Genomic DNA, 808 nt, shown 5'->3' on the forward strand with positions numbered 1-808 from the left:
CTCCACTTCAACCCTGTCCGCAAAACTTTATCCATTTTTAAAGATAAACATAACAATGATAAAGTTGAAGAAGCAGAAATGAACAAAAACCATCCTAATGGTTGGTAAAAATAAAAATTAAAGGAGATTTTAATTAATGTTAAATTTAAAAAATCAATTTAGTAGAATAAATTTATTCTTTATTAGCTTAGGATTGTTGTTTTTGGTTAATCATCATTCAGTGATGGCAATAGAAAATAAAAAAATATGCAATCTAAATATGAAGATTCATAATATTTGGATTCAAAAAAAAGAAGATATTGTGTCTCATGTTATAAATAAAAATATTGATCAAATATTTAGTTATTTAACTTTAGATTATCCTTGTTATAATAGCTCCACCAATAATAAAAATGATCTTTGCTGGCGTATCAAAGAACCTCCTAATAATTTATTATTTGTTTTTTTTGATAGCGGAATTAGATCTAATGAAGATGAATTTTATTCTTTAGAAGATCTAAATGAAATGGGCAATGGAGCAAAAAATATGTATATTTTTTGGTTAACAAAAACATTATATCCACAAATTAAAACTCAAAAAGATATTATAAATAAAGAAATATTTTACCAATTAAAAATAAAATTGAAAAATATTGAAATAGAAAAATTAAATATTGAATTAAATTTATTTAAAGAAATAAAATTACAATTAGAAAAAGAAATAGATAACCAAACAAATATTTATCTTAATACAAAAAAAATTATTCTAAATCTAGAAAATTATATAAACAATTTAGAAGAAATTAACAAAAAAAACCAAAATATTAAT

General features: G+C 20.5%; 1 protein-coding gene. It reads left to right on the forward strand.

Features of this window, described 5'->3' with window-relative positions; translation table 11 throughout:
* Window positions 1-136: 136 nt before the first annotated feature.
* Window positions 137-808: SVM family protein (locus RI01_RS03310; RefSeq protein ID WP_017193174.1), on the forward strand; the 672-nt coding region annotated here is incomplete at its 3' end.

The organism is Italian clover phyllody phytoplasma str. MA1 (genome assembly GCF_000300695.1).
In the GTDB taxonomy this organism is placed as follows: domain Bacteria; phylum Bacillota_I; class Bacilli_A; order Acholeplasmatales; family Acholeplasmataceae; genus Phytoplasma.